The organism is Dactylosporangium sp. CA-233914 (assembly GCF_050942935.1).
Lineage (GTDB): Bacteria > Actinomycetota > Actinomycetes > Mycobacteriales > Micromonosporaceae > Dactylosporangium.
Map to the genome: position 1 here is coordinate 2,333,774 of NZ_CP192030.1, position 25,966 is coordinate 2,359,739.

Here is a 25,966-nt window from a genome sequence, read left to right on the forward strand (position 1 = left end):
ACCAGCCGGGCCGCGCCGTCCAACGCGGCCCGGCTGGAACGGTTACACCGCTTCGCTCAGCAGGCCGCGGTACCGCTCGGCCCGCTCATGATCCATGGCCTCGAGTGCCTCGTCGAGCGCCCCGGCGCCGGGGTGGCTGCCGTGCGCGAGGGCCCACAGGACCGCGAGTTCGGGGCTTCGGCGGGCCGCGTCGAGGCCGGTGACGTACGGGATCTGGTGGGGCCCGAGCGCCAGCGGCGTCACGACGGAACTCGGCGGCCCGATGTGGATCAGGCCACCGGCCCAGTCGACGACGTCCTGCCCGGGGCACAGCACCAGCAACGCAACGGGGCAGTCGAGCCGCGCGTGCAGCACGGCCAGGCCTTCCGGCCACCGGTGGCGCTTGGCCGGGTCGATGCCCAGCTGCACGTCGACCGCGACCGCCAGCACCGGACCGTCCGCGCCGTTCAGCGTGATCACCGCGTCCGGCCGGTATCCGGTCAGATCCGCCGGGGCGAGCGTTGCCGTTTCGAATTCCGGAATCTCGATGTAGAGCTGCCCGGTCAGCAGTTCCGCGACCAGCGCCGGCCGATCGCGGAGCATTTCCATGACGATCTCGGGAAGTTGTGGCGACACGCTGCAGGAGCGTAGGCGGGCCGCTGTCACACGCCAAGAAAACGGCCCGGCTTGCGCTGTACAAGTGGGCGCTGACCTCGCATTCTGTTGTCGCGGAGAGCGCATTGACGAGAGGGGGCGGTCGTGGATGTTCCGGACCGGTTCTGGAATGTTCTCGAGGCGCACGCGCCCAGCACCCAGCGCCTGACCGCCTGGCTGCGCGGCGCGAGCGAGGACGAGATCGTCGCCTTCCAGCTCGCATACGAACTGGCCGCGGAGGAGATCACCGACTACTGGGACGGACCGGTCGTCGACGGAGTGCCATACTCCGAGGACGACACCGAAGACCTCTGTCAATGGATCGTCGCCCAGGGCCGCCCCGCGTGGGAGGCGGCGCGCTCGGGCCCGGCCGGCCTGACCGAGGCGATCCGGCGATACGTCGAACGCGATCTCGACGATGCATGGATCCCGGGCAGCGTCGCGCACGCGATCTTCTACGACCGGTTCCACGCGTCGTTGGACGAGCGGATGTCCGACGCCTCGGGCGAGGCGTGACGCCACAGATCGCATGTCTTGCGGGCGGGCCCGCTGCTCACGCCGCGCGGGTGATCTGGTCGTGCATTCGGCGCCGGGCCAGTTCCATGCGGATTCGGCGGTCGCTTCTCGGGTCCGTCATCGTCGGGACGATTGGCTCGCCGATGACGATCACCATGGTCGGTTTGCGGCGGAACATCCGGCCCACGCCCGCCGGTGGGGTGAAGCGGATCGACAGTGGTACCACCGGGACGCGGGCCTGGGCGGCCAGGTGGAACGCGCCGCGTTTGAAGTCGCGCAGGCTGGTGTCGTACGGCTTCAGCTCCCCTTCCGGGAAGAAGTGCACGATCCGGCCCTGGGCCAGGAACAGCTCCAGCTCCGAGAAGAACGACGGCAGACCCGCCGGACTGCGGGGGACCGCGACGCCGCCGAGCAGGCGCACCAGGCCGCCGTACCATCGATTGTCCAGGTTGATCGGGGCGGCCGTGAAGACCGGGCGGCGGGGGAACAGGGCCAGGCCGACCAGGGCGCTGTCCAGCAGGTGCACGTGGTTGCACACCGTGAGGGCGCCGCCGGTGCGGGGGAGGCGGTTGTCGCCCTCGGTGCGTACGCCCAGGATCACTCGGGTCCACAGGAACAGCAGCGGGATGGCGATCGCGTAGTAGAAGGCGTTCGACAGCAGGCGGTACACGCGGCCCGCGTATCCGGCGGGGGCCTCCGGGGCGTGGCCGGCCCTGGCGTAGACGCGCTCGATCGCCTTCACGCTGCGGTCGACCCTGTACAGTTCGGCGTAGCGGGTGTACGCCTCCGAGGCGGCGGCCAGCGCCGGCGGGTCGTCGATCCAGGCGTCGATGCGCTCGGCCAGCGAGGCCGGGTCGCCGGCGTGGAACAGGTTGGCCGGTGTGAGCGCGAACTGGCCCGTCGCGCTGTGGCGGCTGTCGGAGATGATCGGGACCAGGCCGCAGGAGAACGCCTCCATGCACGACACGCCCTCGATCTCGACGTCGGAGGCGTGCACGTACAGGTCGCAGGCGCGGATCAGCCCGAGGAGCGCGTCCTGCGAGTAGTAGCCGAACCGCGCCGGGTTGGGCAGCTTCGCGGCCATCCGGCGCAGGCGCTGCTCGCGCGGGCCGTGCCCGGCGAAGTGCAGTTCGATGTCGGCGGCGTGGCGGGATCGCCGGACGGCCCGGATGAGGACGTCCTGGCGCTTCTCGGGGGACAGCCGGCCCACCATGAGGATCCGCAACGGCTCGCCGTCGCCCCGCGCCCGGGGCGGCCCCGGCCGGAAGGCGTCGCCGACGCCGTTGGAAATGATGTGCAGGCGGGCACGGTACCCGTGCTGGCGCAGTTGCGCCGCGATGAAGGTCGACGGACAGTGGATGTCGGTGAAGCGCCCGTAGAACGCCAGGCGCAGCAGCACGTAGACGAGGTGCGCGACCGGCGGGAACCACCCCAGACCGATGTTGTACGTGATGTTCTCGGGCTGGACGTGAAAGGCGGCGATCGCCGGCACCCCGAGCCGGCGGGCGATGCGCTCGGCGGCCCGGCCGAGCGCCCAAGGCTGATAGATGTGTACGACATCGGCGCCCGTGATCGCCTCGGTCAGCACCGAGCGCACGGGCTTGGCGAACACGGTGTTCTGGCGGTGCGCGAAGCGGCTCGCGATCGGCACCACGAGCTCCGGGACCCAGTACATCTCCGGCCCCTCGTGGCCGGACCCGGTCGCGTCACCCGGCCCGCCGCACGCGACCACGCGCACCGCGTGCCCCCGCGAGACGAGGGAGTCGGCGAACCGCATCGCCGAGATCGTGGTGCCGTTGTTGCCGACGTTGAACGTATCGATGATCAGCGTGATGATCATTGCCACCCGTAACCAAACGAATGATCAGCACGCTATCCAACGCCCATGCCCGGGTCAATGTTCCCGCCGGCTCAGGTCACGTGATGACCCCGCCGAAGTCGTGGTCCACGCGAAGGCCGCGTCTCGGTTCGCCAGGAGCGTTGCCGGGGACGGTTATGAGGGGCTCGCCGGCTGGATGTTGTTGTTGAGCCGGAAGCGATTCTCGGGGTCGAAGTCTCGTTTGGTCCGTACGAGCCGATCGAGATTCCGGCCGAATGCCGCCTGCCTGGTCGCGCTGTCGAGGTCCCGGTCGCCGCTGAAGTTGAGGTATGTGCCGGCTGCGGACGGTAGCCTCTGTACCTCGTTGAAGGCGTCCCGTACCCAATTCATGCTCGCGGCATTGTCGACGGCGTCGGTCCAGTTGCCGTCGAAGCTCACGATGTAGGCGGCGCCCCGGTCGCCCTGGGCGGTGTCAGCCGGACCCATCCGTCGCACGGCGCCGCCCATCTGCGGCGCGTGGACCAGCGTGCGGGGATGAGGCCGGTTCAGCCCCCGGCGCAGTAGCACGTCGAGCACATCGTCGCCGAGCTCGTTCACGGTCACCGACTTCCAGTAGCTGCGCAATTGTCCCTTGGGGAACATGAAGTCCAGATTTCTCTGTACGTCCCGGAAGGACGCCGGGCCGCTCAGGTCGGCCAGTGGCGTGCCGAACCGTCCGATCGGCCGGACGGCGGACGCGCCATCGTCCGGCGAACCCGCGTGCACGGCCGCCACGATGAACACATCTCGGTTGTGTACCTCCTGCGGCAACAGCGGTGTCGCGGGCATTGTCCAGAACAGGACCCGGCTGGTGACCTCGTCCGGCAGGCCGGCTGTCCAGTCGCGCCAGGCCGGCAGAATTTCCTCCGCGTCCGCGGCGGCGTACATCGCGCACCCGAACATGACGACGGGTCCCACCGGGTGGGCCTGGAATTCGAACGCGGCCACGACGCCGAAGTTGCCGCCACCGCCCCGCAGCGCCCAGAAGAGTTCTTCGTTTTCGGTGCCACTGGCCCGGACCAGACTTCCATCGGCGGTGACGACCTCGGCCGCGATCAGGTTGTCGCAGGTGAGGCCGTACTTACGATGGAGCCATCCGAGCCCGCCACCCAGCGTCAGACCGGCGACGCCGGTCGTCGACACCACACCGCCCGGCACGGCAAGCCCGAAGGTCTGGGCCTCGCGGTCGACGTCTGCCCAGGTCGCCCCGCCTTGGACACGAACGATACGCTCAGCGGGATTCGTCCAAACCCCGCGCATCGCGGACAGGTCGATCATCAGCGCGTTGTCGCAGACACTGTGACCCGCGATCCCGTGGCCGCCACCCCGCACGGCGACCAGCAGGTCACGCTCCCCAGCGACGCGCACGGCGTCGATCACGTCCGCCGTGCCCGAACACCGGACGATAAGCCCAGGATGACGGTCGAACATGCCGTTCTGCGTGACACGACTTTCGTCGTAACCCGGATCCTCGGGGGTGATGAGCGGGCCGTGGAACATCGCCCGCAGCTCATCCAGTTGTGTGTCGGTGAATTCCGTCTGGCCCGCGTTGAGCAAGCTGAGCCGCACGGTCATGTCGACCCTCCCCGGCAACAGGCGACGTCCACGGCGCCGTGCTGCCCTGGATGATCCGGACGAAACCGGCCGTACTGGACGGCGTCGCCCTCACGCTCAACGGCCGCTGTGGGTTGCGCTTTACCCGCGATCTGGGTTGTCCAGATCCTGAATGGTGTTGGCGGTGGCGGCTCGGCGGATCCAGATGCCGAGTTGGTCGAGGTCGGTGCACTTGGTGATGTCGGCGCGGATCTGGTCGGGGATTTGGACGCCGCGGGCGTCGAGGATGGCGAGGAGCGCCTTTACCTCTCCGCGTGCTTCTCCACGTGCTTCTCCGCTGGCTTCACCTTCGTTGAAGTATCTGCGGGCGAAGTCGCTTTGGTACCGGTGGCTCGTGGTGGTCATCAGTTCCTCCAGGCAGGCCAGCCGTACTGGACGGCGTCGCCCTCGCACTCAACGGCCGGATGCCCCTGCTCGCCGCGGCCGGCCGTGAAGGTTCTCAGCGCGCAACAGCCGTTGTGGGTTGGGCTTACCCGCGATCTGGGTTGTCCAGATCCTGAATGGTGTTGGCGGTGGCGGCTCGGCGGATCCAGATGCCGAGTTGGTCGAGGTCGGTGCACTTGGTGATGTCGGCGCGGATCTGGTCGGGGATTTGGACGCCGCGGGCGTCGAGGATGGTGAGAAGCGCCTTTACCTCTCCACGTGCTTCTCCGCGTGCTTCCCCGCGCGCTTCTCCACGTGCTTCTCCGCTGGCTTCACCTTCGTTGAAGTATCTGCGGGCGAAGTCGCTTTGGTACCGGTGGCTCGTGGTGGTCATCAGTTCCTCCAGGCAGTCCCGGGCGGCCGCTGGCAGCACCGTGAGTACAAGGTCAGTGTACAGGTTGGCATGGTCATGATCGATGACGTCGAGGGCCGTGAGCAGGGCTTCGAAGATCGGCGTGGGGTCGGGACGGGCGCCATGGGCGAGGGCTGAGAGCACCGCGAGCTCAGGGATGCGCCGCGCCGCGTCGAGGTCGGTGACGATTGGGACCTGGTCCGGACCGAGCGCCCTCGGGGTCACCACCGAGCCGGGCCCCATCGTGATGGGTGCCGCGCACCACTCGGCGATGGGCTGGGTGGGGCACACCACAAGCAACACGACCGGGCTGTCGAGCCGTGCGTACAGCGTGGCCAGATACGCGGGCCAGCTGCGCCGTTTGCGTTGGTCGATGCGCAACTGGACCTCGATCACGACCGCCAGCACCGTGCTGTCGTGGTCGTCCAGCGTCACGACCGCGTCTGCCCGGTACTCGGTCGGGGCGATGTCGGTGAGATCACCTGGCGATAGGCGAGCCTTCTCGAAGTCCGGCACCGTGACATGGAGCGGGCCGGTCAAGAGTTCGGCGGCCAGCGCCGGCCGACCCCGGAACATCTCGATGAGGATCTCGTGGATGTGTGATGGCACGGAGGAGGACCCTAGCGAGGGTGCTCACGGTGCGCCAAACTTGTATCACGCAAAATGGAACAAGTTGCGGACGGGCGGCCGCCGCGACCGGGCGTGGTCACTGCCGCGGCATGGCCGGTGACCAGCGCACCGGTGGTGTTCCGGCCGCTACGAGTGCTGCGTTGATGCGGCTGAATGGTCGGCTGCCGAGAAATCCGGCGGGGTTCATCGGGCTGGGGTGCCCGGCGCGCAGTACGACATGCTGATTGTTCGTTACCAGGGGCGCCTTCGCCTTTGCGGCCGCGCCCCAGAGTACGAATACGACCCGGTCCGTCTTTTCGTTCAGCGCCCGGATCGTGGCGTCGGTGATGTTCTCCCAGCCGCGCCCCTTGTGTGAGTTCGGGGTGCCGGCGCGGACGGTCAGCACGGAGTTCAGCAGCATCACCCCCTGCCGGCACCACGCGGTCAGGTCGCCGGACGGGGGCGGTTCCACCGTCAGATCGTCACGCATTTCCTGGTACACGTTGCGCAGGGACGGCGGGACCGGGACGCCCGGTGGCACACTGAAGCTCAGCCCGTGGGCCTGTCCCGGCTGGATGTACGGGTCCTGGCCGAGGATGAGGACCCGGGTGGCCGCGAGCGGGCACAGCCGGTACGCGGCATAGATGTCCTGCTTCCGTGGGTACACCGTGGCCGACCGGTACTGCTCGACAACGAACGAGGACAGCCGCGCGACGACGCCGGGGTCGACGTACGGGCTGACCGCCTCGCGCCAGTCCTCGGGCATGAAGTCCAGGAGGTAGACGGGCTTCGTCGATCCGGTCATGGCCCGCAATCTATCGTCCGGTCCGGGCGCACCCTCATCAGCCACCAGCCGCGTTCACGCCACTACTCCGGCAACGACGGGCGCTCGGCACCGGGCGGGGACAGCCCTTGTGGTGAGCGCTTCACTCGTGATCTGGGTATTCCAGGTCTTGGATCTTGTTCGCGGTGGCGGCCCGGCGGATCCAGACGCCGAGTTGGTCGGGGTCGGTGCAGTTGGCGATGTTGGCCCGGATCTCGTCGGGGATCTCGACGCCGCGGGCGTCGAGGATGGTGAGCAAGGCCTTGACCTCGCCGCGTGCCTCTCCGCTGGCCTCACCTTCGCTGAAGTATCTGCGGGCGAAGTTGCTCCGGTACCGGTAGCTCGTGGTGGTCATCAGTTCCTCCAAGCAGTCCCGGGCAGCCGCCGGCAGCACTGCGAGTACAAGGTCAGCGTACAGGTTGGCATGGTCATGATCGATGACGTTAAGTGCGGTGAGCAGGGCTTCGAAGATTGGCGTCGGGTCGGGCCCCGTTCCGTGCGCGAGGGCCGAGAGCACCGCGAGTTCGGGGATGCGGCGGGCCTCGTCGAGGTCGGTGACGACGGGAACCTGTCCGGGGACCAGCGCGAACGGGGTTACCACCGAGCCAGGCCCCATCGTGATCGGCGCTGCGCACCACTCGGCGACGGGCGGGGTGGGGCACACCACCGTGTCGCCGTGGTCGTCCAGCGTCACCACCGCGTCTGCCGGTGAGATCACCTGGCGACAGGCGAGCTTTCTCGAAGTTCGGCACCGTGAGGTGGAGTGGGCCGGTCAAGAGTTCGGCGGCCAGCGCCGGCCGACCCCGGAACATCTCGATGAGAATCTCGTGGATGTGTGAGGGCAAGCATGGTGGGCCGCTCAGAGGTCGAGGAAGTACCGCATCACCCAGAGCGTCCTGCGTTCCCAGCCCCCGGTGCGCCACTCCTTCGGGGATGGGCGCTCGGTGCCTTGCCGTGGCCGGCGTAGAAGGTCAGTCCCGTCGGTCCGCGCAGTGGAGGCAAGTCCGGGAACGCGGAACCTGTGCCATGCGGATGCGGAACAAAAGTGGCTCAGATGCGGAATGAAACAGCGGCGGGTATGGGGGGCGATAGTGCTCAAAAATCGAGAAAGTACCGCATCACTTTGCGGATCTCGGTCAGGTCGTTGTCGCTGACTCGACCCAGTCGCCGTTGGAGGCGCGCGGCGTCGATGGCTCGCATGTCTTCCGGCCGGGCAAAGCTCGCCTGGCGGAGGCCCGACTCGCGACCGGTCATCCGCGGCTGGGTGACCAGACCTCGATCGTGGCTGGTGAGCGGAACCACGACGACCATGCTGATCGGCAAGGAGTGCAGCCCATTTGAGGACACGACGACGACCGGGCGTCGACCGCCCTGCTCATGAGCCACCGTCGGATCGAGTTCGGCAAGCCAGATTTCGCCGGTGCTGACGTTGGTCACTCCCACCAGCCCGGCGCGTCGTCCATCGCGACTGCGTCACGATCCGTGCCGGCCTGCCACGATCGCGACTCGGCGCGATCCGCCGCCCAGGCGTCCGGGTTCTGGCGGAGCCGTTCAAGCTGCTCTTGGGCCCGTGCGAAGAACGCCTGCCGCTCAAGAGACTCCGTGGCCTCGGCCAGCAGGGCGCCCATCGTCGTCCCACGCTCCCGCGCCAGGACGGCCAACCTGTCCCGTACGGTCGTGTCGACCTTGATTGTTGTAGTGCTCATACCTGTCAGTCTACTGCAGGGTATACCGGTCGGGCGTCGCGGTGGGTCAGGTTCCGTCCGGAGAGTGGAGGCGCCGGACGGGGTAGCCGTTGATCCAAGGCGTTGCCGTTGTTTCCCCGGCGCGTGTGCCTCGCAGCGCGGTTCGCGTAGCCGGAACATGGCCCCACGCATGACGAAAGTTGGATGGCGCAGCCCACTTCGACAAAGGGGACCAGGTCGGTGAGGCCCGCCGCGAGCTACCAGCCGCGGGCGCGCAGCCGTTGCGGATCTTCCTGTCGCCTGGCGAATCCAGAGGGCCGGGGGCGGGAGCCCCCCAATCGCGACGGCGCCCCGCCTACCCGGATGGACTGCAGTAGTTCGCCGTTGCCGGCCAAGATCCGAAAGGGACACCCGTTCGGGCTTCTGTGAGAATGCGGAACTTGTGTCCTGCAAATGCGGAACAAAAGTGGCTCAGATGCGGAAGAGGTGAGATGGTCTGAGCATGGATGGTGCGTTGACGGGCCTGGCTGACCGACGTTTGGCCGCAGTGCTGGCCGATCGGCTGTGCGAGGAGCCGACCGTGGTGCTGAACGGGCCTCGAACGGTCGGCAAGAGCACTCTGCTGCATACGTTCGCGCAGCGTCTTGGCGCAGCGGTGATCGACTGTGACGATCCCGCAACCCGCGGTGCCGTTCGCAACGATCCGGGGCGCTTCGTTGCCGGACCCGGGCCGGTACTCATCGACGAGTTTCAGCATGTCCCGGAGCTTCTCGACGCGATCAAGGCCGAGCTCAACCGCGACCTGCGCCCGGGACGGTTTGTGCTGGCCGGTTCCACCCGGTACTCGACATTGCCGCAGGCCGGCCAGTCGCTGACGGGAAGAGTCGACATCATCGACGTACTGCCACTCGCGCAGTTGGAAATCGACGGCGGTCGGGGCGAGCCGTTTGTTCACCGGTTGCTCGGTGGGGTGCCGCCGCCAACGTCGGCGGAACCGTCGTCGACCAGCCGGGATGAGTACGCCCGGCGCGTGACGTCGGGCGGCATGCCCGTCGCGTTGCGGCGTCCGCCTGGACGGTCGCGTTCACGCTGGTTCAGCAACTATCTCGAGCTCGTCATCGAGCGCGATGTGATCGAGCTCAGTCGCGTTCGCCAGCGGGAGATGCTTCCCCGGTTGCTGAACCAGCTGGCCGCGAGGTCGGGGCAGGTGCTGAACATCGCGGCGACCGCGCAGGCGGTCGGCATGGAGAAGAGCAGCACGGAGAACTATCTGCGGCTGCTGGAGGCTGTGTTCCTGATCCAGCGTCTGCCCGCGTGGGGTACGACCTTGGGCTCGCGCGTGGCACGTCAGCCCAAGGTCCATCTGGTCGACGCCGGCGTCATGGCGTGGCTGCTCGGACTGATGCCCGAGAAGATCGCGAAGTCCGATCCGGCGGTGCTGACCGACTACGGCCACCTGATCGAGACATTCGCCGTCGGTGAGATTCTCAAGCAGGTCAGTTGGTGGGACGCACCGGTGGCCGCCGGCCACTTCCGCACGCCGGCCGCCGACGAGGTAGACCTCGTGCTCGAACGCGACGACGGATGCGTCATCGCATTCGAGATCAAGTCCGGGACGCGCGTCCACGGCGAGGACCTGCGCGGGATGCGAGCGCTGCGGGCCCGGCTCGGCGACCGCTTGACCGCGGGGATCGTGCTGTACACGGGCCCGCTGGCCTACACCCACGACGACGGAACGCACGTCGTGCCGCTCGACGTGCTGTGGAAGTAGTGTCCACCGGCCGGTCGAGCAGGACCAATGCCTGGTGTCACGGTTTGAGCCGCCAGAGCGCGTCCAGTGGAATGGCGCGAATCCTGTCGCCAAATGGGAGTGTCTGCTGGCCTGTGTACAGAACGAAGCCGGCGACGAATCGTTCACCGAGCGAACTCGCCAACGACCGTAATCCGGCCAGGTCTTCCGCCCGTACTGTTGCTCCGGCCTTCACCTCGACGCCGATGACCCGGCCATCGGGCGTCTCGATTACGGCATCGACCTCAACGCCATCCTTGGTTCGATAGTGATGGAGTGATCCGCGTTCGTCGGACCAGGTGAGTTGCCGGGCCAGCTCCATGAGCACGAAATTTTCCATCATCGGTCCGGCCGCGCCGCCAGGTTCGCCGAGGCGGGCGGCGTCCTGGCCGATCAGGTGACATGCCACGCCCGTGTCGACGAAGGCCAGTTTCGGTGTGCCGATGGCTCGTTGGGTGAGGTTCGACGACCAGGCCGGAACGCTTTTGATCAGGAACACCGAGGCGAGCAGTTCCAGATAGCGAACGAGGGTCGTACGCGGGATACCGGATTGCCCGGCGAGCGTGCCTGGCACAAGGAGGTGGCCGGCTCGGCCCGCCAGCAGTCCGAGCAGTTTGAGCATCTCACCGCGGCGCTCGATGTTCGCCAGTTCGAGAACGTCGCGCTCGACCAGCGTGGTGAGGTAGGAGTCGAAGAACGCGGCTCGCCGTCGCTGGTTGCGCCGAACCGCCTCGGGGAATCCGCCGACGACGGCTCGCTCGAGGTAGTCCTTTCTCCGCCATTGCGATGTGTGGCTCAAACCGGGACCGTGGCGAAACGCGGCGTCAACGAACCGGTCGGGTTCACCGGTCATCTCGCCCTGAGAGAAGGGCCAGAGTTCGATGATCTCCATGCGTCCCGGAAGCGCGTCGGGAAGGGTCCGCAGCGCGAGAACTCGCGAAGACCCGGTGAGCAGGAACCGGCCCGGTGTTGGATCGAGGTCCACCACTACCTTGATCGGGCGTAGCAGCTCGGGAACGAGCTGAATCTCGTCGATCACCATAAGCCCCGGGTGCTCGACGAAACTGGTCGGATCGTCCTGCGCCGCTCGCAGTGTGGCCGGATCGTCGAGGAGGCGGATCACGGTCGGCGAGACATTCGCCGCGGCAAGCCGCGTCAGGGTGCTTTTCCCTGCCTGCCGTGCCCCGTTGACCAGCACCACCCGCGTGTCGGCGAGCGCCTCAGCGACGAGCGATTGGGCATGTCTGGGTACCAGGTCCACCATGGCCCCAAGTATGTCGTCCAAGCATGATCAACGGTGAGATGGCCGCCATTTCCGTGGTCATCCAGCCGAGCCGGACGTGGTCACTTGGCCGCCATACACCCCGCCGCGGGCGCGCTACTCGTCCAGCGACGGGCGTTCGGTGCCGATGGTCGGCTTCTTCCCGTGGCCGGGGTAGAAGGCCGAGTGCCGGCCTTTTCTGCCGTGGGCGCTGCCAACGCCGCCAGGAACAGCAGCGGCTCTGCGTGGCCATTGCCCCGTTCCGGAGTGGCGTCCCAAGTGCCTGATCGAAGCTGCTCCTGGTTCAGGTGATCGAGCCTGCGGCGGCGACCCGCGCAGCCGGCTGGCCCGTCACCTTGACGATCTCGTCGAAGTCGTGGTCGTAGTGCACCAGGATCAGTCCGCTCAGGTCGGCCGTGGCGGCGAGGAGCAGATCGACCGCGCCGGCCGATCGGTGCGTGCCGCGGGCCGTCATGGCCGCCTGGACCTCGGCTGCGCGACCGTAGACCTGGTCCGGCATCGCGACCCACGCGAACGTGGCGTTGAGCAGTGCTAGCCACGGGTCGCGATGGGCCTTGGACCGGGCGCTGTGCAGCAGTTCCAGCTCGGTGATCGGGCAGATGCCCATGACGGCCAGGAACCGGGCCAGGATCATGGGCGGTACGTCGACTTGTCCAGCAGAGCGCCTTCGGGCGGCGCAGCTGCTGCGCGGCCGAGCGCAGCGCGGTATTGACCGTGTCCTTCTTGGTCTTGGTACCGAGCAGCTCGGCCGCCTCGGCGAGCGCCTCGTCGTCGATGTCGATGAGGGACTCGGTCACGGTGCACCACCTCGTATACACCGCTTCTGGCCACAATATACGGCTTTGACCCGCGGTCGAGGGCACGCCACAGTTAGGGGCGTGAATCGGGCCCTCGACGCGCTGACCTTGGCCGCGTTCCTGACGCTCGTCGTCGGTATGTCCGACGCCGAGCGGCCGGTCGCGCCACTCATCGCCGGCCTGGTGTACCTCGCCCTCGCGACGATCGGCTTCGGATGGGTGCGGCGCCGCGGGCGGCGGTGGCCGGCCATCGCCTACGTCGCGGTCCAGCTGGCGCTCGGCTACGTCGTCTTCGTACTGTCCGGCGCGACGGTGGGCGCCGTACTGCTGCTGCTCGTGCTCGTGAGCCAGACAGTCCTGCTGCTCTCGCTTCGTGGCGCGGCGGTGGTCGTCTGCCTCGTCCCGTTCGCGCACCTGGGCATGGCGTGGCGCGACGGGCTGCGCGAAGGGCTGGGCATGCTCGCCGCGGCCGTGTTCGCCGCGGTGCTCACCTACTTGTTCGTCCGGGAGCAGGAAGCGCGCGTGCGCCTCCGGGAGTACGCGCTGCAGGCCGAGCGGCTCGCCGCGGCGCAGGAGCGCAACCGCGTGGCGCGCGACATCCACGACGGGCTCGGGCACTCGCTCACCGTCGTGCAGATGCAGGTGAAGGCGGCCCGGGCGGTGCTGGAGCAGGACCCGGAGCGGGCCGACGCCGTACTGAAGAAGGCCGAGCGGCAGGCCGAGGAGGCGCTCGCCGAGGTCCGGCGGTCGGTCGGCGCGCTGCGCGAGCCCCGGCCGCCGGTGCCCCTGTCCGAGGCCCTGCGCGCTCTGGCCGACGAGGCCTCGGCCGCCGGCGTCCCGACCAGCCTGGGCGTGTCCGGTGCGGCGCGGCCCCTTCCCGCCGACGCCGAGGAGTCGCTCTACCGGGCCGCGCAGGAAGGCCTCACGAACGTCCGCAAGCACGCGGACGCGACCCGGGCCGAGCTCCGGCTGGACTACACCCGCCCGGCCGCCGTCCGGCTCGAGGTCCGCGACAACGGCGTCGGTCTCGACCCGGCCGTGGGCGCGGCTGCGACGGCCGGCTACGGGCTTCTGGGGGTACGCGAGCGAGCGGCGCATGCGGGCGGGCGGATGAGCATCGAGTCGGAGCCCGGGCAGGGCTCGACACTGAGCGTGGAGGTCCCCGGGTGAGCGCCGAGCCCGTACGCGTACTGCTCGTCGACGACCAGTCCCTGTTCCGCGAGGCGCTCGCCGTGCTGCTCGGGGTGCGCACCGACATCGTCGTGGTCGGCGAGGCCGGCAACGGCGACGAGGCGCTGACCCGCGCGGCCGAGCTGCGCCCCGACGTCGTCCTGATGGACCTGCGCATGCCCGTCCTCGACGGCATCGCGGCCACCCGCCGGCTGCGGGTGGAACAGCCGGGCGTGCGGGTGATCGCGCTCACCACGTTCGACGACGACGAGGACGTGTTCGCCGCGCTTCGGGCGGGTGCGGTGGGTTACCTGCTCAAGGACGCGTCGTCGGCTCGGCTCGTCGAGGCCGTGCTGGGCGCCGCCCGCGGCGAGTCGGTACTGCAGCCGTCGGTGGCGGCGAAGGTCGTGGCCCGGTTCGCCCAGCTGCCCGAGGGCGACCCGGCCCCGAAGCCCCAGCCGCTCGTCGTGCCGCTGTCCGGCCGTGAGCTGGACGTGCTCCGGCTCCTCGCCGACGGCCGGACCAATCGGGAGATCGCAACCGAGCTCTTCCTCGCCGAAGGCACCGTCAAGAACCACGTGACGAACGTGCTGGCCAAGCTCAACGCGCGCGACCGCACCCAGGCCGCCCTGCGGGCCCGCGCGCTCGGCCTGCTCTGATCGCGAATGCCGTCAAGGACGGTCATGACCGCCGACCATGACCTCTGGCACGTGTACCCGCCAGCGGCACGCCGCACGCTTTCGGGCATGACATCGACGCATGGATCGCACGCACCGGCCCGATCGGCCACCCGGAAGAACCTCCGTTTCGCGCTGCACTACGTGGAGATGGTCGTCTCGATGCTGGCCGGCATGCTGCTCCTCGGCCCCCTCTGGTCCTGGGCCTGGCCCGGTCTGGACGACCGCCCCGCGGTGAACGCGCTCGTGATGGCCGCGAACATGACCATCGGCATGAGCGCCTGGATGCGCGTCCGGCGCCACTCGTGGCGGCTGATCGCCGAGATGTCGGCCGCGATGGTTCTGCCGTTCGTGGCGCTGCTCGTGCCCTACGCGATGGGCGCCATCTCCGGCGCCGCGCTCATGATGGGCGGTCACCTGCTGATGCTGCCGGCCATGCTCGCCGCGATGCTCTGGCGGCACCGCGACTACCGCCACTGAGCCGACGGTGGCGGCGGAGGTCGTGGTCAGCGAGGCAGGAACACCAGCCGATCGCGGATGTTGCCGAGCTGAGCCGGCGTGATGCCGGTGCAGTACACGACAAGCTCGTCCGGGGAGCTGAAGCCACCGAGGCGCTCACGGTCATCCGCGATCTGTTCGGCCGCCGCATAGGCCAACGGTAGAAGCCGGCCATCACGCTCAGGTGACGGCGCGGCAACCGGACAGTCGAGGCCGTTCGCCGCCGGAGCCGCTCACCAGCCGCGGGCGCGCCACTCCGGGAGGCTCGGGCGCTCGGCGCCGAGGGTGGAGTTCTTGCCGTGGCCGGGGTAGAACGTGACGCCGTCCGGCATGCGGTCGAAGATCTTCATGGTCACGTCGGTGAAGAGGGAGTCGAAGTCGTTCGGGTTGCCGTGCGTGTTGCCGACGCCGCCGGGGAACAGTGCGTCGCCGGTGAAGAGGTGGCCGCCCTCCTCGGCGTAGTACAGCGCGATCGAGCCCGGCGTGTGCCCCACCAGGTGGATGACCGACAGTGAGCAGTCGCCCACCCGCAGGGTGTCGCCCTCGTTCAGGTGGCCGGTCACCACCGGGATCTCCGGGGCGTCGGCCGGGTGGGCCAGCGAGCGGGCGCCGGTGGCGTCGACGACCTCCTGCAGCGCCATCCAGTGGTCCTGGTGGCGGTGGGTGGTCACGACCGTCGTGATGCCGCCCGGCTCGATGAGTCGTAGCAGGCGCGGGGCCTCGTTGGCGGCGTCGATGAGGACGGCCTCGCCGTTGGCGCGGCAGCGCAGCAGGTAGGCGTTGTTGTCCATCGGGCCGACGGACAGGGACGTGATCTCGAGTCCGGTGCTCATTTCCAGGCCTCCAGGCTGGGCAGGTCGCCGGTCAGGCCCTTGCCCGCGCTGCGGCCCGAGAGCCAGGCGGCCAGCAGATGGACCGGGCCGGTGACGGTTGGGGCGGACGGAACCGTGAGCAGGACGGTGCCGTCCTCGGTGGCCAGGGTCGCGGCGCGCGGGGTGGCCGGGTCGTGCAGCAGACGCGTCGGGAAGGAGTCGGGCCAGTCGGCCGGGGCGTAGCCGGCGTCCAGGTCGACGTGGTGGAGCTCCACCTCGCAGATGCGAGACCACACCAGGCGGGCGGCCGGGACCCCGGTGCCCGACGGCATCGCGATGATCGCCGGCCAGGCCTCGGCCGGGAGGGCGTCGATCGCGGTGGCCAAGCGGCTGGAGGCCGCAATGAGATCGGCCAGCTGGGCGGCGGCCGGGCGGGACGAGCCGGCCTCGATGTCGGCGTCGCGGGCCTCCGGGCCGGCGTAGGCCGGCGTGCGGACGCCCGTGCGGGCCCAGGTGAGCAGGTTGCAGTACGCGTCGGCGTTGCGGGCCAGGTGGGAGACGACGTGGCCGCGGGTCCAGCCGGGGCACAGCGAGGGTGCGGCCAGCGCGTCGTCGTCGAGGGACTCGACGGTGGTGATCAGGCGCGCGGTGGCGCGCTTCAGCTCCGGGTGCAGCACCAGCGGGTCGGCCGTCACACGGACACCCTAGCGCTGACGGACACCCACCGCGGGGGGCAGGTCGCCGGCGGCCCAGTGCAGCTCGTCCTCCCAGTCGGCGACGCTCAGGTCGACGGTCTCGAAGCAGAGACGGGCGCCGATGGGCTTGCCGAGGTACCCCGCGAAGAGATCATGAACCACCACCAAGCGCTGGCCGACCGCGTAGGCCGCCGGGTCGCGGCCTGCGGCGGCCCTTACCTCCAGGCGGCCGTAGACGCCCATGTCGGCGTCGGTCCCGCGCTCCTCGACGATCACGTCGAGGATCTCGTCCTCGGCGCCGACGTGGAACCCGTACGACGTGTCGCCGAACGTCAGCCAGAACCGCATCAGCGAGTCGTCCTGACCGTGGGTGACGTGCCACTGCACGTCGGCCCGTTTGAGGCGGAGCCCGACCGCGCCGGCGAGCACATGCGAGGGGAGCACGTCCCCGACCATAGCCCCGATATTCGGTTTCGCGGGGTGGGCGCGCTGCCTACCGTGAATTCCGAACAGCAGTTCGTACGGAGAGGACGAGCGTGAGCATCGACCTGTCGGCCCTGGGCTGGGACGACGCCTTCGCCGCGGCCTTCGCGCGGGGGTTCGCCGTGCCCGGGCAGCGACCCGCGCGGGTCAGCCGCGTGGACCGGGGGGTCTGCACGGCGCTCACGGTGGCGGGGCCGGTCCGGGCGAGCCTGTCCGGCGGGCTGCTGGCGCGCGCCGCGCGGGACCCGGGCGCGCTGCCGTGCGCGGGGGACTGGCTGGTCGTGCGCACCTGGCCGGACGAGCGGATCACCGCGGAAGCAGTACTGCCCCGGCGCACGGCGATCGTCCGCGCGGTGGCCGGCGAGGAGTCGTTCGGGCAGGTCCTGGCGGCCAACATCGACGCCGTCGCCGTCGTCGAGCCCGTGGACCCCTCACCCGACCTGGGGCGTATCGAGCGTCTGCTGGCGCTCGCGTGGGAGTCCGGGGCAAAACCACATCTGGTACTGACGAAAGCTGATCTCGCCGCGGACCCCGAGGCGATCGCCGCGCAGATGCCGGGGCGGGCCTCCGGCGTGCAGGTGCACGCGGTCAGCGCGCGGACCGGGCTGGGGCTCGACGCGCTGCGGCCGCTGGTGGCGCACGGGCGCACGCTCGGGCTGCTCGGGCAGTCCGGGGCGGGCAAGTCGAGCCTGGTCAACGCGCTCGCGGGGGCGCCGGTGATGCAGACACGGGCACTGCGGGCCGACGGGCGCGGGCGGCACACCACCACATACCGGGCACTGATCCCGATGCCGGACGGCGGGGCGGTGCTGGACACGCCGGGCGTACGGCTGGTCGGCATGTTCGACACGGTGGCCGGCCTGGACCGGGCCTTCGAGGATGTGACGCTGCTCGCGCGGCACTGCCGGTTCCAGGACTGCCGCCACGGCGACGAGCCCGGATGCGCCGTGCGCGCGGCCGTCGAGGAGGGCGAGCTGAGCCCTCGGCGATACGCGAGCTGGCAGAAACTGCAACAAGAGCAGAAGCTGGCAGCAGTACGCCGGGTGCGTCGCGAGAACCGCGAGCGCCGCCGACCGGCCCGGGGCTAGCTGGCACTCTTCCCCCGTTCGAGTATTCGGTGGGTGGGCGGGTGCCGAAAAATGTCATACCCCCTGGCTAGAGTTGGCGGCTGACACCCGGACGATGTTCGGGGGCCATCGGGGTTTCGGGGGCCATCGGGACACCGACTGCATGAACGGACGAATTACTCGCCAAGGGGAAGCATGTCCGACAGCTTGATCATCCGTGGCGCACGGGAGCACAACCTCCGCGACGTCAGTCTCGACCTGCCGCGCGACGCGATGATCGTGTTCACCGGGCTCTCCGGCTCGGGTAAGTCGAGCCTGGCGTTCGACACGATCTTCGCCGAGGGGCAGCGGCGTTACGTCGAGTCGCTCTCGTCGTACGCGCGCCAGTTCCTCGGCCAGATGGACAAGCCCGACGTCGACTTCATCGAGGGCCTGTCCCCGGCGGTCTCGATCGACCAGAAGTCGACCTCGCGCAACCCGCGCTCGACGGTCGGCACCATCACCGAGGTGTATGACTACCTGCGCCTGCTCTTCGCCCGCGTCGGCGAACCGCACTGCCCGGTCTGCGGCGAGGCGATCACCAAGCAGACGCCGCAGCAGATCGTCGACCGGGTCCTGGCCATGACGGAGGGCACCCGGTTCCAGGTGCTCGCGCCGGTCGTGCGCGGGCGCAAGGGCGAATACGTGGACCTCTTCGCCGAGCTGCAGTCGAAGGGGTATGCGCGCGCCCGCATCGACGGGGTCGTGCACCCGCTCACCGAGCCGCCGAAGCTCAAGAAGCAGGAGAAGCACACCATCGAGGTGGTCATCGACCGGCTCGCGGTGAAGCCGAGCGCCAAGCAGCGGCTCACCGACTCGGTGGAGACCGCGCTGAAGCTCGCCGCCGGGATCGTGATCCTCGAGTTCGTCGACCTGCCGGAGGACGACGAGCACCGCGAGCGGCTGTTCTCCGAGCACCTCGCCTGCCCCAACGAGCACCCGCTGTCGATCGAGGACCTCGAGCCGCGGTCGTTCTCCTTCAACGCGCCGTATGGTGCCTGTCCCGACTGCAGCGGCATCGGCACCAAGAAAGAGGTCGACCCGGAGCTGATCGTCCCGGACCCGGAGCGCACGCTGCGGGAGGGCGCCATCGCGCCCTGGGCGACCGGGCACACGCTGGACTACTTCCTGCGCCTGCTGGAGGCCCTCGGCGACGAGGAGGGCTTCAACCTCGACACGCCGTGGCGGGCGCTGTCCTCGCGCGGGCAGAAGGCGATCCTGCACGGCTCCGAGGACCAGGTCCACGTGCGCTACCGGAACAAGTACGGTCGCGAGCGCTCCTACTACACGGGCTTCGAGGGCGTCGTGCAGTGGATCGAGCGCCGCCACGCCGACACCGAGAGCGACTGGTCGCGGGACAAGTATGAGGGGTACATGCGCGATGTGCCCTGCGGCACCTGCGGCGGCACCCGGCTCAAGCCCGAGATCCTCGCGGTGACGATCGCCGGGCGCAGCATCGCCGACGTGTGCAACCTGTCGGTGGGGGAGTGCGCTGACCTGCTCGGCGCGATGGAGCTCACCGACCGGCAGAAGATGATCGCCGAGCGGGTGCTCAAGGAGATCAACGCCCGGCTGCGCTTCCTGGTCGACGTGGGTCTGGACTACCTCTCGCTCGACCGGGCCGCCGGCACGCTGTCGGGCGGCGAGGCGCAGCGCATCCGGCTGGCCACCCAGATCGGCTCCGGCCTCGTCGGCGTGCTCTACGTCCTCGACGAGCCGAGCATCGGCCTGCACCAGCGCGACAACCACCGGCTCATCGAGACGCTGGTGCGCCTGAAGAACCTCGGCAACACGCTGATCGTCGTCGAGCACGACGAGGACACCATCCGCACCGCCGACTGGATCGTCGACATCGGGCCCGGCGCCGGCGAGCACGGCGGCAAGGTGGTGCACAGCGGCCCCTACGACGGGCTGGTCAAGACTGAGGAGTCGGTGACGGGGGCGTATCTGTCCGGCCGGCGCAGCATCCCGACGCCGCAGATCCGCCGGCCGCGCACCCCGGGCCGCGAGCTCGTGGTGGTCGGCGCGCGCGAGCACAACCTGCGCAACCTCACGGTGCCGTTCCCGCTCGGGCAGCTCACCGCGGTCACCGGCGTCTCCGGCTCCGGCAAGTCGACGCTGGTCAACGACATCCTGCACGCGGTGCTGGCCAACACGGTCAACGGCGCCCGGCTCGTGCCCGGCCGGCACACCCGCATCTCCGGGCTCGACCTCGTCGACAAGGTCGTCGGGGTGGACCAGTCGCCGATCGGGCGCACGCCGCGCTCCAACCCGGCGACGTATACCGGCGTGTTCGACAATATCCGCAAGCTCTTCGCCGAGACGACCGAGGCGAAGGTGCGCGGCTATGGCCCGGGCCGCTTCTCCTTCAACGTCAAGGGCGGCCGCTGCGAGGCCTGCGCCGGCGACGGCACGATCAAGATCGAGATGAACTTCCTCCCGGACGTGTACGTTCCCTGTGAGGTGTGCAAGGGTGCGCGGTACAACCGCGAGACCCTCGAGGTGCACTACAAGGGCCGCACGATCGCCGAGGTCCTCGACATGCCGATCGACGAGGCCGCGGGCTTCTTCGAGGCCATCCCGGCGATCCACCGCCACCTCAAGACCCTGGTCGACGTCGGCCTCGGCTACGTGCGCCTCGGCCAGCCGGCCCCGACGCTGTCCGGCGGCGAGGCCCAGCGCGTGAAGCTCGCCTCCGAGTTGCAGAAGCGCTCGACCGGCCGGACGGTGTATGTCCTCGACGAGCCGACCACCGGCCTGCACTTCGAGGACATCCGCAAGCTGCTGCTGGTCCTGCAGGGCCTGGTGGACAAGGGCAACACGGTTATCGTCATCGAGCACAACCTCGACGTGATCAAGACCGCGGACTGGATCATCGACATGGGGCCGGAGGGCGGCCACAAGGGCGGGACGGTCGTCGCGGCCGGGACGCCCGAGGAGGTCGCCGAGCTGCCCGAGAGCTACACCGGGCAGTTCCTCCGGCACGTGCTGGACCTGTCCGGGGAGCCCAGCGGGGATCCCTCGGCCCGGGAGCGGGGGGCACTGGCCAACGGCGAGGGCAAGGCGGCGCCGGCACCGCGCAAGGCGGCCGCCAAGACCGCTCCCGCCAAGGCTGCCGCCGCCAAGGCCACGCCGGCCCGCAAGACCGCGGCACGCAAGGCACCCGCCAAGAAGGCGGCGGCCAAGAAGTAGCCGGCCCCGGCCCGGCGTCGTGTCTCGGCGCCGGGCCTGCTTTGCGAAAAGTCGGGCGCTTCGCGCCACGACTTTTCGGACATATCATCATTTAGTGGGTTGAGCGAGGGGCTTCGGCGCTTCGGGGCACGCTGTTACGGTGGCCGCTGGCGAGGCTGACCCTCAGGAGGAACCAGGTGCCGGACGAGGACGTCTTCAACCCCTGCGCCGCGCGGCGCACGCTGCTGCTGGGCGCGAGCGCGATGGGCATCGCCGTGCTGGCCGGCTGCGGCGGCGACTCGGACGCCACCCCGGGCGCCGGCGGTAGCCCGGGCGTCTCCAGCGCGCCCGCGGCGCCGGCGACCACTGGCGGGAACCCGTTCGACGACAGCGGCTCCGGCGGGGGCGCTGCGCCGCAGGTGCCGGCCAACGCGCTGGTCGCGGCGGGGGAGGTGCCGGTCGGCGGGGGCGTGATCGTCAAGGACACGGTGCTGGTGCTGCAGCCGGCGAAGGGGAGCTTCAAGGCGTACGACGCCGTGTGTCCGCATGAAGGGGCGATCGTGGACCCGCCGTTCGACGGGAACCCGATCATCATGTGCCCGCGGCACAACTCGAAGTTCAAGGTCGCCGACGGCAGCCGGGTCGACGGGCCGGCGCCGCGCGGGCTCAAGAGCGTCAAGGTCGGCGTGAAGAGCGGCTACGTGGTCCGGGCCTGAGCGATCACGCACGGTATGTCCGTGATTGCGGTTCGGGTGCGGGATTCCCAGACTTTGTTGAGCATTGAACCGTATCCTCCGTGCTCGGTGTATCTCTGGCCGCAGCCCTGCGGGCTAACGACCGATGGAGGAGCTTGATGAGTGAGACGACCCGCCGTGCGGTGCTCGCCGGAGCGGTCGGCGTGACGGCCGTGTCCGTCCTCGCCGCCTGTGGAGACGACAAGGGCGGCTCGAACACCAGCGCCGATTCCAGCCCGGGTGGTCCGGTCGCCAAGAAGGCGGACATTCCGGTCGGTGGCGGCAAGATCGTGTCGGACGACGGCGGCACGGTGATCACCCAGCCGGAGGCGGGGACGTACAAGGCGTTCACCGCCATCTGCACGCACCAACTGTGTGTGGTCACGGACGTGGCGAACAACAACATCAACTGCAAGTGCCACGGGAGTACGTTCTCGGCCTCGGACGGGTCGGCGACGAACCCGCCGGCGACGGAGCCGCTGAAGGAGAAGAAGCTCCGCTTCGACGGGGACGACATCTACATCACGACCTGACGCGTCGCGGGGACGAAAAATCCCGATGCCTGGCGTCATCAGGATTTTTCGGACATTTCATATTATTTCGTGTTCTGGGCCGGTTGCCGTGGCGGTGACCGGCCCTCCGATTTCTGTCGTACCCCCCGGATAGGCTCGAACGGTGCCTGACCCGTCCACGTACAGACCCGCACCGGGGACCATTCCGGACACCCCGGGGGTGTATCGCTTCTACGACCCGTCCGGGCGGGTCATCTACGTGGGCAAGGCCAAGAGCCTCCGGCAGCGGCTCAGCAGCTACTTCGCCGATCTGTGGACGCTGCACTCGCGCACCCAGCAGATGGTCACCACGGCGTCGCGGGTCGACTGGGTGACGGTCGGCACCGAGGTCGAGGCGCTGCAGCTGGAGTACAACTGGATCAAGGCCTACGACCCGCGCTTCAACGTCCGTTATCGCGACGACAAGAGCTATCCGTATCTGGCCGTCACGCTCGACGAGGCCTATCCGCGGCTGCAGGTGATGCGCGGGGCGAAGCGCAAGGGCGTGCGCTATTTCGGTCCCTATGCACACGCCTGGGCCATCCGCGAGGTTCTCGACCTGCTGCTGCGGGTGTTCCCGGCGCGCACGTGCTCGTCCGGCGTGTTCAAGCGGGCCGGTCAGATCGGGCGGCCGTGCCTGCTGGGCTACATCGGCAAGTGCTCGGCCCCGTGCGTCGACCGGGTCAGCGAGGCCGAGCACCGCCAGATCGTCGAGGGCTTCTGCGACTTCATGGCCGGCCGCACCGACACCATGGTCCGCCAGCTCGAGCGGGAGATGTATGAGGCCTCCGACCAGCTGGACTTCGAGCGTGCCGCGCGGCTGCGCGACGACCTCGGGGCGCTGCGGCGGGCGATGGAGAAGCAGGCCGTCGTGCTCGGCGACGGCACCGACGCCGACGTGGTCGCCTTCGCCGACGACCCGCTGGAGGCCGCGGTCCAGGTCTTCCACGTGCGCGGCGGGCGGGTGCGCGGCCAGCGGGGCTGGATCGTGGAGAAGACCGAGGACCTGACCCCCGGCGACCTCGTCCACCACTTCTGCACCCAGATCTACGGCAGCGAGGCCGGCGCCGACGCCGCCGACCTGCCCCGCGAGCTGCTCGTGCCGGAGCTGCCGGCCGACGTCGACGCGCTCGCCGACTGGCTCAGCCGGCTGCGCGGCAGCCGGGTGTCGATCCGCGTGCCGCAGCGCGGCGACAAGAAGACCCTGGCCGAGACCGTGGCGCGCAACGCCGGGCAGGCGCTGCAGCAGCACAAGCTGCGCCGCGCCGGCGACCTGAGCACCCGCAGCAAGGCCCTGGAGGAGATCGCCGAGGCCCTGTCGATGTCGACGGCGCCGCTGCGCATCGAGTGCTACGACATCTCGCAGATCCAGGGCACCGACGTGGTCGCCAGCATGGTCGTCTTCGAGGACGGGCTGTCCCGCAAGAGCGAATATCGCCGCTTCGCGATCAACGGCGCCACCGACGACGTCTCCGCGATCTCCGAGGTCCTGCGCCGCCGCTTCGCCCGCTATCTCGAGAGCAAGGTCGAGATCGACGAGGCCGCCGAGGTCGACCCGTCGCGGCCCGGCATCGACCCGACGACGGGGCGGCCGCGCAAGTTCGCCTACCCGCCCCAGCTGGTCGTCGTCGACGGTGGCCAGCCCCAGGTCAACGCGGCCGCCCAGGTCCTGCTCGATCTGGGCATCGACGACATCACCATCTGCGGACTCGCCAAGCGGCTGGAGGAGGTGTGGCTGCCGGACGACGAGTTCCCGGTGATCCTGCCCCGCGCCTCCGAGGGCCTCTATCTCCTGCAGCGGGTCCGCGACGAGGCCCACCGCTTCGCGATCACCTATCACCGGCAGAAGCGCTCCAAGCGCATGACCACCTCGACGCTGGACGCGGTCCCCGGCCTCGGGGAGATCCGCCGCAAGGCGCTGTTGCGGCACTTCGGTTCACTCAAACGGATGAAGGCGGCGAGCCTGGAGGAGATCGCGGAGGTTCCGGGCATCGGGCGGCGCACCGCGGAGGCGATCCTCGCGGCGCTCAACGGCGATCCGCTGGCCTCGGCCCGGCCGCCGGCGTCGCACACCTCCGGGGCGCCTGGTCCCGAGGCCGCACCCTCCTCTTCCGAAAGCTCAGCGGCAGCGGCGCAGGAGCCCGGCCCCGGTGCGTCGCACGTCGAGACGGGCGCGGTGCTGCCGCGGCCGTTCTCCCGGGAGGAGGCGCGTGAGGAGGGGCGGTTGTGACGCATGCGGTGTATACCGCTAAATGGTGCAAACTGACCGACCGTCCGATGTGATCCGCGGGACGACATAAACTCGTCGACGTGTCGAGAGAAGGCGACGTGCCGAGAGACGCCACCGCGCCCGACAGCGGCGCTCAGCCGCCGGGTCAGGAGGCCGCCGATCGTGTCGTCAACGCTGACGATGCCACCGAGGGCGACCAGGTCACCGGTGACGCATCGACCACGGGCAGCGACTCGAACGCCCGGGCCGCTTCGACCACGGGCAGCGACTCGAACGCCCGGGCCGCTTCGAGCACAGGGGCCGGCTCGAGCGCCGGGGGCGCTTCGAGCGCCGGGGCCGGCTCGGTCGGTGGCGAGGCCGTGGCGGTGGGCGGGGCATTGGGCGGGGCGTTGGTGAGCGCGGATGCGTATCGGGGGGAGACGTTCGGTGACTCCGAGGAGGGGGCGCTGCCCGGCCGCAACACCACCGACCTCGTGATCGTGACCGGCGTGTCCGGCGGCGGGCGGAGCACCGTGGCGCGGGCGTTGGAGAACGTCGGGTACTACGTCGTCGACAATCTGCCCCAGGCGCTGCTGCTCGACATGGCCGAGCTCGCCCATGCCGCCCGCGGGGCGGCCCGGCGCACGGCGATGGTGCTCGACGTTCGCAGCCACGCGTTCTCGACGGACCTGCCGGGCGCGGTCAAGGCGCTGCGCGAACGGGGGTTCAACCCGCGGATGGTGTTCGTCGACGCCGATGACGAGGTGCTGATCCGGCGATTTGAGAGCGTGCGGCGCTCGCACCCGCTGCAGGGGGCGGGACGGCTGTCGGACGGGATCGCCGCGGAGCGCAAGCTGCTGCAGGAGGCCCGCGAGCAGGCCGACGTGCTGATCGATACGAGCCATCTCAATGTCAACCAGCTGCGCGGGCGTATCGAGGAGATGTTCGGCGAGGAGGACACGACCCAGATCCGGGTGACGGTGCTCTCGTTCGGCTTCAAGTACGGGCTGCCGCCCGATGCTGACTTCGTGCTCGACGCGCGGTTCCTGCCGAATCCCTACTGGGTGCCCGAGCTGCGGGAGCACACCGGGAAGGAGACCGACGTCAGTCGATACGTGCTGGGGCAGCGCGGGGCGATCACCTTCGTCGAGACGTATGCCCGGCTCATCAACGCGACCGCGCCCGGGTTCGAGCGCGAGGGCAAGCGTTACCTCACGATCGCCGTCGGCTGCACCGGTGGCAAGCACCGCAGCGTCGCCATCGCCGAGGAGCTCGCACGGCGGCTGCGCGAGATGCGGCTCGCGGCCTCTCCCCAGCACCGCGACCTGGGACGCGAATGACAGGGCGAAGCACGGGCGGCAACGGTGCCGCACGGAATCCAGGCACGGGCGACGAGCCGCAGCCGGACGACAACAGCGTGCCGTTAACCGCTCGCTCGAACGGCCACGGCCGATCCAAGCGTGGGGCGAGGGCCGTCCG

At 69.5% G+C, this 25,966-nt stretch carries 26 protein-coding genes and 1 pseudogene; 11 read left to right on the forward strand and 16 right to left on the reverse strand.

Going from position 1 to position 25,966, the window contains the following annotated elements; translation table 11 throughout:
• Positions 1 to 42: 42 nt before the first annotated feature.
• A complete protein-coding gene (locus ACQPY0_RS10705) occupies positions 43 to 615 on the reverse strand; it encodes a hypothetical protein (protein ID WP_432987411.1) in 573 nt (190 codons plus the stop codon).
• Positions 616 to 738: 123 nt separating this feature from the next.
• Between ACQPY0_RS10705 and ACQPY0_RS10710 the strand changes: the two genes are divergently transcribed.
• Positions 739 to 1,149 (forward strand): DUF4240 domain-containing protein, encoded by a 411-nt coding sequence (locus tag ACQPY0_RS10710; RefSeq protein WP_432987412.1) that lies wholly within the window; start codon positions 739 to 741, stop codon positions 1,147 to 1,149.
• A 37-nt stretch (positions 1,150 to 1,186) separates the two neighbouring features.
• Here ACQPY0_RS10710 and ACQPY0_RS10715 read toward each other — a convergent pair whose 3' ends face one another.
• The 8 genes from ACQPY0_RS10715 to ACQPY0_RS10750 all read right to left on the reverse strand — a co-directional run bounded on the left by ACQPY0_RS10715 (position 1,187) and on the right by ACQPY0_RS10750 (position 8,534).
• On the reverse strand, positions 1,187 to 2,989 hold the full coding sequence (locus ACQPY0_RS10715) for a glycosyltransferase (protein WP_432987414.1): 1,803 nt from the start codon (positions 2,987 to 2,989) through the stop codon (positions 1,187 to 1,189).
• Between the two features lie 153 nt (positions 2,990 to 3,142).
• The gene (locus ACQPY0_RS10720; protein ID WP_432987416.1) at positions 3,143 to 4,582 is read right to left on the reverse strand and encodes an FAD-binding oxidoreductase; all 1,440 of its coding nucleotides are present in this window, start codon (positions 4,580 to 4,582) and stop codon (positions 3,143 to 3,145) included.
• A 120-nt stretch (positions 4,583 to 4,702) separates the two neighbouring features.
• A complete protein-coding gene (locus tag ACQPY0_RS10725) occupies positions 4,703 to 4,966 on the reverse strand; it encodes a hypothetical protein (RefSeq protein WP_432987418.1) in 264 nt (87 codons plus the stop codon).
• A gap of 124 nt (positions 4,967 to 5,090) precedes the next feature.
• Positions 5,091 to 6,005, reverse strand: coding sequence for a hypothetical protein (locus ACQPY0_RS10730; protein WP_432987420.1), 915 nt, complete (start codon positions 6,003 to 6,005; stop codon positions 5,091 to 5,093).
• 97 nt (positions 6,006 to 6,102) lie between these two features.
• A complete protein-coding gene (locus ACQPY0_RS10735; protein WP_432987422.1) occupies positions 6,103 to 6,810 on the reverse strand; it encodes a uracil-DNA glycosylase in 708 nt (235 codons plus the stop codon).
• A 121-nt stretch (positions 6,811 to 6,931) separates the two neighbouring features.
• Entirely contained in the window at positions 6,932 to 7,546 is a 615-nt protein-coding gene (locus tag ACQPY0_RS10740) for a hypothetical protein (protein ID WP_432987424.1), read from the reverse strand.
• A 377-nt stretch (positions 7,547 to 7,923) separates the two neighbouring features.
• Positions 7,924 to 8,265, reverse strand: a complete 342-nt coding sequence (locus ACQPY0_RS10745; RefSeq protein WP_432987426.1) for a type II toxin-antitoxin system PemK/MazF family toxin — start codon at positions 8,263 to 8,265, stop codon at positions 7,924 to 7,926.
• A complete protein-coding gene (locus ACQPY0_RS10750) occupies positions 8,262 to 8,534 on the reverse strand; it encodes a hypothetical protein (protein WP_432987428.1) in 273 nt (90 codons plus the stop codon). Before ACQPY0_RS10750 ends, ACQPY0_RS10745 begins: the two co-directional genes overlap by 4 nt.
• A gap of 481 nt (positions 8,535 to 9,015) precedes the next feature.
• On the opposite strand from ACQPY0_RS10750, the gene ACQPY0_RS10755 reads away from it, so the two are divergent.
• Entirely contained in the window at positions 9,016 to 10,284 is a 1,269-nt protein-coding gene (locus tag ACQPY0_RS10755) for an ATP-binding protein (RefSeq protein WP_432987430.1), read from the forward strand.
• Between the two features lie 37 nt (positions 10,285 to 10,321).
• On the opposite strand, the gene ACQPY0_RS10760 is transcribed toward ACQPY0_RS10755, so the two are convergent.
• The 3 genes and pseudogenes from ACQPY0_RS10760 to ACQPY0_RS10770 form a co-directional block, all read right to left on the reverse strand.
• Positions 10,322 to 11,566 carry an ATP-binding protein gene (locus ACQPY0_RS10760; RefSeq protein ID WP_432987432.1) on the reverse strand — a complete coding sequence of 415 codons (1,245 nt, stop codon included), beginning with the start codon at positions 11,564 to 11,566 and terminating at the stop codon, positions 10,322 to 10,324.
• Positions 11,567 to 11,867: 301 nt separating this feature from the next.
• Positions 11,868 to 12,218 (reverse strand): PIN domain-containing protein, encoded by a 351-nt coding sequence (locus tag ACQPY0_RS10765; RefSeq protein WP_432987434.1) that lies wholly within the window; start codon positions 12,216 to 12,218, stop codon positions 11,868 to 11,870.
• A gap of 100 nt (positions 12,219 to 12,318) precedes the next feature.
• Positions 12,319 to 12,447, reverse strand: a pseudogene (locus tag ACQPY0_RS10770) (hypothetical protein); the annotation flags it as partial.
• Positions 12,448 to 12,462: 15 nt separating this feature from the next.
• Here ACQPY0_RS10770 and ACQPY0_RS10775 point away from each other — a divergent pair.
• From ACQPY0_RS10775 to ACQPY0_RS10785, 3 genes are all read left to right on the forward strand, one after another.
• A complete protein-coding gene (locus tag ACQPY0_RS10775; protein ID WP_432987436.1) occupies positions 12,463 to 13,551 on the forward strand; it encodes a sensor histidine kinase in 1,089 nt (362 codons plus the stop codon).
• Positions 13,548 to 14,210, forward strand: coding sequence for a response regulator (locus ACQPY0_RS10780; protein WP_432987438.1), 663 nt, complete (start codon positions 13,548 to 13,550; stop codon positions 14,208 to 14,210). The genes ACQPY0_RS10775 and ACQPY0_RS10780 overlap by 4 nt, the downstream gene beginning before the upstream one ends.
• 87 nt (positions 14,211 to 14,297) lie before the next feature.
• A complete protein-coding gene (locus ACQPY0_RS10785; protein ID WP_432987440.1) occupies positions 14,298 to 14,708 on the forward strand; it encodes a hypothetical protein in 411 nt (136 codons plus the stop codon).
• 26 nt (positions 14,709 to 14,734) lie between these two features.
• Here the strand turns inward: ACQPY0_RS10785 and ACQPY0_RS10790 are convergent, their stop codons facing one another.
• From ACQPY0_RS10790 to ACQPY0_RS10805, 4 genes are all read right to left on the reverse strand, one after another.
• Positions 14,735 to 14,884 (reverse strand): hypothetical protein, encoded by a 150-nt coding sequence (locus ACQPY0_RS10790; RefSeq protein ID WP_432987442.1) that lies wholly within the window; start codon positions 14,882 to 14,884, stop codon positions 14,735 to 14,737.
• Between the two features lie 75 nt (positions 14,885 to 14,959).
• Positions 14,960 to 15,559 carry an MBL fold metallo-hydrolase gene (locus ACQPY0_RS10795; RefSeq protein ID WP_432987444.1) on the reverse strand — a complete coding sequence of 200 codons (600 nt, stop codon included), beginning with the start codon at positions 15,557 to 15,559 and terminating at the stop codon, positions 14,960 to 14,962.
• Positions 15,556 to 16,233, reverse strand: a complete 678-nt coding sequence (locus tag ACQPY0_RS10800; protein WP_432987446.1) for a maleylpyruvate isomerase family mycothiol-dependent enzyme — start codon at positions 16,231 to 16,233, stop codon at positions 15,556 to 15,558. The genes ACQPY0_RS10795 and ACQPY0_RS10800 overlap by 4 nt, the downstream gene beginning before the upstream one ends.
• Before the next feature lie 9 nt (positions 16,234 to 16,242).
• Positions 16,243 to 16,677 (reverse strand): hypothetical protein, encoded by a 435-nt coding sequence (locus tag ACQPY0_RS10805; protein ID WP_432987448.1) that lies wholly within the window; start codon positions 16,675 to 16,677, stop codon positions 16,243 to 16,245.
• 92 nt (positions 16,678 to 16,769) lie between these two features.
• On the opposite strand from ACQPY0_RS10805, the gene rsgA reads away from it, so the two are divergent.
• The 6 genes from rsgA to rapZ all read left to right on the forward strand — a co-directional run bounded on the left by rsgA (position 16,770) and on the right by rapZ (position 25,827).
• Positions 16,770 to 17,804, forward strand: a complete 1,035-nt coding sequence (gene rsgA, locus ACQPY0_RS10810; RefSeq protein ID WP_432987450.1) for a ribosome small subunit-dependent GTPase A — start codon at positions 16,770 to 16,772, stop codon at positions 17,802 to 17,804.
• 174 nt (positions 17,805 to 17,978) lie between these two features.
• Positions 17,979 to 21,014, forward strand: coding sequence for an excinuclease ABC subunit UvrA (uvrA, locus tag ACQPY0_RS10815; RefSeq protein WP_432987452.1), 3,036 nt, complete (start codon positions 17,979 to 17,981; stop codon positions 21,012 to 21,014).
• A 176-nt stretch (positions 21,015 to 21,190) separates the two neighbouring features.
• Positions 21,191 to 21,709 carry a Rieske 2Fe-2S domain-containing protein gene (locus ACQPY0_RS10820; protein ID WP_432987454.1) on the forward strand — a complete coding sequence of 173 codons (519 nt, stop codon included), beginning with the start codon at positions 21,191 to 21,193 and terminating at the stop codon, positions 21,707 to 21,709.
• A 137-nt stretch (positions 21,710 to 21,846) separates the two neighbouring features.
• A complete protein-coding gene (locus tag ACQPY0_RS10825; protein WP_432987456.1) occupies positions 21,847 to 22,260 on the forward strand; it encodes a ubiquinol-cytochrome c reductase iron-sulfur subunit in 414 nt (137 codons plus the stop codon).
• Between the two features lie 142 nt (positions 22,261 to 22,402).
• Complete coding sequence (uvrC, locus tag ACQPY0_RS10830; protein ID WP_432987458.1) at positions 22,403 to 24,508, forward strand: excinuclease ABC subunit UvrC; 2,106 nt, start codon at positions 22,403 to 22,405, stop codon at positions 24,506 to 24,508.
• 446 nt (positions 24,509 to 24,954) lie between these two features.
• On the forward strand, positions 24,955 to 25,827 hold the full coding sequence (rapZ, locus tag ACQPY0_RS10835) for an RNase adapter RapZ (protein ID WP_432995161.1): 873 nt from the start codon (positions 24,955 to 24,957) through the stop codon (positions 25,825 to 25,827).
• The last annotated feature ends 139 nt before the right edge of the window (positions 25,828 to 25,966 follow it).